The following is a 5,733-nucleotide window of genomic DNA, read 5'->3' as shown; positions in this document are numbered from 1 at the left end:
ACTCGGGTTCCGCAACCTGACCAACTACATCGCCAGAAGCCTCCTCGAGACCGGCGGCTTCAGACCCCAACTACACCCCGGATTGTGAAGAGCCCGATTATCGTCGCCGATCTCAGCTGAGCATGCTCGCGCCGCGAACATTGGCGGGCCCAACGCCAGCAGGACGTCAACGCCAATGTTCGCGGTGTGCGGGACACCAATCTCCGCTGCATCTCGACACTTGTCGAGATGCAGCGAACTTTGACAAGTCGCTGTCAATGTCAAGATCTACCTAAGGGGTAGACATTGGGGTTCGTCCGAGCGGCACGCTTGTCACCTGTGGCGCCACGTCACAGAAGCGAGCCCTCCCAGAAGGGATCCCGTTAGCGTTCGTCTTGTGCTCATACGCGAGAAGACGGTGGAGGACACGTCGTCCTGCCTCGAGTTGTTGATGCAGGTCCATGAGCTCGACGGCTACCCGCCATACCTCCCAAAGAACGTCCCTAGGTTCATCACGCCGGACTACGAGGTCGCGGCATGGGTAGCGGAGCGTGACGGCCGCATCATTGGCCACGTCGCGAGTCGAGGTCGGCGACATCACCCGGTTCCCCAACCGCGACCACTTCGCGTCCTGGAACGGCACTGCACCGATCGACGCCTCGTCCGGTGACAACGTGCGGCACCGGCTGTCACGAGCCGGGAACCGGCAGATCAACCGGACCTTGCACATCATGGCCACCGTCCAGCTGCGAAACGACACCGAAGGCCGTCGCTACTACGACCGTCGCAGAGCCGACGGGAAGACCTCGATGGAAGCCATGCGCGCACTCAAACGACGACTGTCGAACATCGTCTACCGCGCCATGCTCGACGACGCGATCAGAGCAGAGGCGACGGGCCCGGGAGGGCAACGAGGTAGCGACTCTGACTCCAGCGCGACCGGCTCACAACCCCAACACCGGCTCTTCGGATCAGCCACTCCGGGGCCCGTCAACACCCAGCCTAGAACCCCCCTGCCAGCCGTGTCTTGACACAGAGGGGAGCCAGATGAGGGCGTCTAGCAGCACCCGCGTTCACGCTGCGTCCGGACTAGAAGAACTCGTCGAGGAGTCGGTAGTAGTCGCATTTCTGAATGTCTAGCGACACGCCATACGCCGTGAGGTACCGCTGTGCAGCCCACTCCCCAAACTGGGGATTCTGCGGGCTGGCTAGTGAACGGGTGGCGATGGCCAGGTCTGTCCATCTGTCGGCGATGCCCAACCGCCCCGCGTCGATGACGCCGGTGACAGCAAACGAGTCAGGATCGACCAGAACGTTGGGCAGGCACAGATCACCATGGCACACGACGAGATCCTCCTGCTCGGGGCGGTCGCTGAGTAGTTCCGCGACCAACCGTTCGCGACTCCACCCGCGTCGCTCGGGGTCGAGATCCGCAAGGTCTACTTGCGCCTCCATCGCCTCCGGGATCGACACCTCCAACCGGCGGTCGAACGGGCAGTCCTCAAGCGGCAGGGCATGGAGGTCCCGGGTCACGCGGGCCAACGCATCTATTACTCGCGGTCGCGACTCGGTCGGCCAATGGTCGGCGGCGGTGCGCCCGGCGACTTCTCGGGTGAGGAGGAATGTCCGGTCGGCGTCAAGAACTTCGGGCACAGGGATCCCGTGCGCGCCCAGCCAGGCAAGCCGCTCTGCCTCCGCTCGCAGGTCTTCCCTCGGATCGAGTGCCTCCTTGCGGAAGACACCCGGGCCCCTGGAAACGACTGCGCCGGACCGGCCTGTGGCGACGGGTTGCCAGGACATAACCGTCAGCCTGCCACAGGGCAGCGGCATGTCAGGACGACCGGATCTCGGCAGATCCGCGCAGTCGGCAGGCGAGGGCTGAATGTTGGCACGCTGTCTCGCTACGCCCTTCCGATGCACTTGACGGCCGGCTGTTGGCCGGTGCGACGTACTGGGATGGACACCACCACCCTCCCTGCCCTGCTGAACGTCGATGATCCGATGCTGCGCCTGGCCGTCGCAGCCCACCTGGCCCGCTACAAGGGACAGAGCCGCGCCCACACCGCCTCCGACCTCAACGCCTACCTGCGCTGGTGCCTCGAACGAGACGTGATGCCGCTGCAGGCTCAGCGAGCGCACGTCGAGCTGTACCTGCGCTGGCTCCAAGAGATACGGCACCTTCGCCCCTCGACGGTGTCGCGTCGGCTGTCGGTGCTGGCCACGTTCTACCGGACCTGCGTCATCGACCAGATCCTCGACCACTCACCGGCCGAGTTCGTGCGCCGCCCTCACGTCCCGCTCGAGTCACCCACCCTCGGTCTGAGCCACCTTCAGTTCGAGGCCATCCTCACCGCCGGCCGCGACTCCACCAACCCCAACGACTTCGCACTGGTCGCGATGCTCGGACTGCTCGGCCTGCGCATCTTCGAGGCCACCGGCACCGACGTCCAAGCGCTCGGCGAAGCTCGCGGCCACCGCGTGCTCAGCGTTCACGGCAAGGGCGACAAGACGGCTGTGGTCCCACTACCGCCGGCTGTCGGTCGCGCCATCGACCGAGCAGTCGAGGATCGCGTAGACGGCCCGATCCTGCTCAACCGGCGCGGCAGACGGATGGATCGGCACGCCGCCACCCGACGGCTCCGAGCACTAGCCCGGTCCGCCAACATCACCACCGCTCGCATGCACCCGCACATGCTGCGCCACACGTTCGTCACCACGATGCTCGACGCCGGCGTCGACCTGCGCGACGTCCAGGTTGCCGCCCGCCACGCCGACCCCCGCACGACCATGCGCTACGACCGAGCTCGCAACAACCTCGATCGCCACCCGAACTACATCCTGGCTGCGTTCATGGCCTCAGCCACGTGACAACCGCACATGCCGATGAGAGGACGCGTCTGTCAGCCGCCCCAGACCTTCCCCAAGGCGTTAAGGGTGGTGCCTTCGGATCGATGGACCGTCATCTCCGCTGCGATGACCTCCACGACGCATTCCTTCAGCGGGACGACGTAGTGGGTCAGTCGCTCGAACCGCGAGGGGTCGTGAAGGGGGTGCACGCGGTTCTGAGTCTCCAGGGCCTGGACATCCCGACTGTGCTGCACCGACCCGACCCAGAGAACCTCGCTCAGCCCAAGTGGGTAGAGACGATGCCCGCTGATCGCCTCATCGCTCGGGTCGGCCATGCGAGCAGAATGGACGCTCGACCAGACGAGCACCACGCAACGGGCATCAGGGTCGTCGTGGTGAGCCTGCAAGGCGAGCACCGTGCGTCCCATGTCGTCCGACAGAAGCAGGGCTTCAGGGGCGTTGGGGTCCCACTTGACGCCTAGTTCGAGGGCGACGACTTGCTCAGCCATGAGCGTCAACGTAGCCAGAACCGTCCGCTTCTGCCGCCTAGCGTGCGCGGCAGCGCGCGCTCATCTGCCGCGCCGTGTGTCGGGGCTGGTTGTCTTACGAAGGCGTCGTTTGCTTGCGGCGCAGGTCATCCGCGATCCAGGACAGCACCGCAGCGAGCATCAGTCGGAAGGCGCCAGCAATGTCGTCGCCAGACGCGACTTCGCTTATGCCGAATGCTGCCGACAGTGCCGCGGACACGGCGCACAACTTCCACCACCACGAGGGCCGTTCGCTTCTCACCGAAGCGGTTCTTCCCGAGCACGCCTACAGCCTGTCACCGTTGTCCGCCGAGCGCACTCATCTGCCGCAGCTCGTGCGATCGTGCCGATGAGCGGACGGCCCAACTCATCGTCTCTCAAGTGCCCACGAAAGCGGACCGCAGTACGCGCTGAGCGATGTCGCGGTCGTCGCTGCCGGTGTAAACGACGATGCCTCCTGCGAGGGTGTAGCCACCCCACTCAGGCTCGTCCTGGCTCTCGGCGCGCTTGAGTCCTGGTCCATGAACTGGGTCAAAGTTAGAAGACCCGTAGAAGGCTAGGCCACCCTGCCAATCACATCCCTCGACCTCGGGCGGAGTCCAGACGGGGTACACGAACTCACAGTCGCTCATGTCTAAGCGCACCCAGGACGCGGGGATGTCGACTCGAACGCCTTGGTGCGCAATCGTCTGCCACCCTGACTCCGTCCCAGCGTCCGGGCTGTCGCTTCGTCCAACGTCTTCGACCGCGACCAACCAAGCCGCCGCAAGCAGCGCCGTGCTGACGACTGCGAGCGTCAGAAGTCGTATGGGCGTAAGTCCGAAGGAAGGGCGCACCATGCGATTGTGACGCGCTCCGGGGCACTTTGGTTCCTCGCGCTTCAACGCGCGCTCATCTGCCGCGCTCAGGTAGCACGCGGCGCCTACCCTGGACGCATGGGGACGCAGGCGCGAGTGCAGCACGTGGTCGCAACTTCGCTCGGCGCTGTACTTGGATTGCTATTCATCTGGCTGAACAGGACTCAGCAGCCGACACCGGACGCGCAAAGCCTGCTCGCGGCGGTCTACGTGCCACCGACGCCCACGTGGATGTACCTCGGCGCCGCGACACTCGGGGCCGTCCTGGCTCTCTTCCTGTCCCTAGCCGTTGCAGAGGTCCGCGTGAGGGTTGAGTCGAAGTAGCGGCGCCGGACATCCGCTTCTGCCGCTGGTCGGTGGCACGGGACACTGCAAGCACTATTTGCTTGGTTGCGGGAGGTGTGGCGGGTAGGCGGTCTGAGGCCCGGGTCGTTCGCAGACGACCTTCCAGGTAATGAGCATGTCGCCGAAGTCTCGGCGAGCCTCGCGAAGGACGTCCGGATCGGGTTTGCCGCTGAACCATGGGCTGAGGTCTCGCGCCTCGACTAGGTAGCGATCGGTGTCGATCTTCTTCACCGTCCACTGGTCGAGGTTTTGGGCTCGGTCGAGGTGTTGGCCCGTCAGCAAGTTGATGCCATGAGCGTCTAACGCGTACTCGGCATGGAGGTGATAGTTCTGCTGCCAGCGCCCGGAGTCTCCCCACGGATTCTCCGGGCCGGTGATGCCTTCCTCCTGAGGACGCACATGATCAGCGGTACCTGGTTCGAAAAACTGATGCATCACGAATGTGCCCCACCGCGAGTTGCGGATGAAGCCATACGCAGCGAGGGCCGGCTCGACTACGAGACTGCTCCTCAGCCGCCCAACCCAGTCCATCGCGGCTAGGCGGTTGTCCGCCAGCGACAGGATGTACTCACCCTCGTTACTGAGCCACGCGTCTCGGTGGACGCCTCCCGCGCCCCACGTCAGCAGCCTGACATTTCTGGCCACTGAGGCCATAGCCGTCAAGGGTTCGGCAGCCAGGTCCGGGATGGGGGTGACGGTGGAGTGGTACCCCCACACAATGCCGGTGACTGGTCCCCAACCGTCATCTGCGAAGCACTGTCGAGCGGCGTCCTCAGCACACGCCCTGTTGGCCTCAGCTGCTGGCAACCAACCGTCCGGGTCGTTGGGGTCCGTCCACCCTCGCAGCGGAGTGTGTGAGCGGTACATGGCCGGGAAGAGGCGGACACGTTGAGCGGCCGCCATCATCTCTGGGTCATCCTTCATCGTGAAGCTTTTGCCGGAGGCGACCACGCGCCCTTCAACACCGTGGATCGCCAGCTCCTGAATGAAGGGTTCTACCCAGCTCTCCGAGTGCCTTGCCTTCTGGTCATGACGGCTCACGGCAACCGCGAAGCCTCCCTTGACCGGACCCGCGACCGGGTCAAGTCCCGGGGCGTGGTGTACGAGGTTGATCCCTCGGTTGGGCGTGTCGGTCAGGCTGTGAGGGCCTGGAGTTCGGGTTCGGTCACCTCCTCGAC

General features: G+C 64.9%; 6 protein-coding genes. 3 read left to right on the top strand and 3 right to left on the bottom strand.

What is annotated here, in order from left to right; translation table 11 throughout:
- The first annotated feature begins 530 nt into the window (after nucleotides 1–530).
- Nucleotides 531–1,010 carry a transposase gene (locus A6R01_RS15815; protein ID WP_292607865.1) on the top strand — a complete coding sequence of 160 codons (480 nt, stop codon included), beginning with the start codon at nucleotides 531–533 and terminating at the stop codon, nucleotides 1,008–1,010.
- A 58-nt stretch (nucleotides 1,011–1,068) separates the two neighbouring features.
- Here the strand turns inward: A6R01_RS15815 and A6R01_RS15810 are convergent, their stop codons facing one another.
- Complete coding sequence (locus A6R01_RS15810) at nucleotides 1,069–1,779, bottom strand: APH(3') family aminoglycoside O-phosphotransferase (protein WP_292607862.1); 711 nt, start codon at nucleotides 1,777–1,779, stop codon at nucleotides 1,069–1,071.
- A gap of 156 nt (nucleotides 1,780–1,935) precedes the next feature.
- Here A6R01_RS15810 and A6R01_RS15805 point away from each other — a divergent pair, with 156 nt between their 5' ends.
- Entirely contained in the window at nucleotides 1,936–2,847 is a 912-nt protein-coding gene (locus A6R01_RS15805) for a tyrosine-type recombinase/integrase (RefSeq protein WP_292607860.1), read from the top strand.
- Nucleotides 2,848–2,879: 32 nt separating this feature from the next.
- Here A6R01_RS15805 and A6R01_RS15800 read toward each other — a convergent pair whose 3' ends face one another.
- Nucleotides 2,880–3,335: a hypothetical protein gene (locus A6R01_RS15800; RefSeq protein WP_292607859.1), complete on the bottom strand. Its 456-nt coding sequence runs from the start codon at nucleotides 3,333–3,335 to the stop codon at nucleotides 2,880–2,882.
- A 953-nt stretch (nucleotides 3,336–4,288) separates the two neighbouring features.
- On the opposite strand from A6R01_RS15800, the gene A6R01_RS15795 reads away from it, so the two are divergent.
- A complete protein-coding gene (locus A6R01_RS15795; RefSeq protein WP_292607856.1) occupies nucleotides 4,289–4,534 on the top strand; it encodes a hypothetical protein in 246 nt (81 codons plus the stop codon).
- 54 nt (nucleotides 4,535–4,588) lie between these two features.
- On the opposite strand, the gene A6R01_RS15790 is transcribed toward A6R01_RS15795, so the two are convergent.
- On the bottom strand, nucleotides 4,589–5,733 hold a 1,145-nt coding region (locus A6R01_RS15790), incomplete at its 5' end, for a hypothetical protein (protein WP_292607854.1).

This window comes from Nocardioides sp. REDSEA-S30_B4 (assembly GCF_001627265.1).
Lineage (GTDB): Bacteria > Actinomycetota > Actinomycetes > Propionibacteriales > Nocardioidaceae > Nocardioides.
Note: the sequence above shows the minus strand (reverse complement) of the source record. Positions and strands in the feature narration are given on the sequence as shown.

Coding starts and splice junctions, on each gene's coding strand:
- A6R01_RS15800 (WP_292607859.1), bottom strand. CDS start 3,335: ATGGCTGAGCAAGTCGTCGCCCTCGAACTAGGCGTCAAGTGGGACCCC.
- A6R01_RS15805 (WP_292607860.1), top strand. CDS start 1,936: ATGGACACCACCACCCTCCCTGCCCTGCTGAACGTCGATGATCCGATG.
- A6R01_RS15810 (WP_292607862.1), bottom strand. CDS start 1,779: ATGTCCTGGCAACCCGTCGCCACAGGCCGGTCCGGCGCAGTCGTTTCC.
- A6R01_RS15795 (WP_292607856.1), top strand. CDS start 4,289: ATGGGGACGCAGGCGCGAGTGCAGCACGTGGTCGCAACTTCGCTCGGC.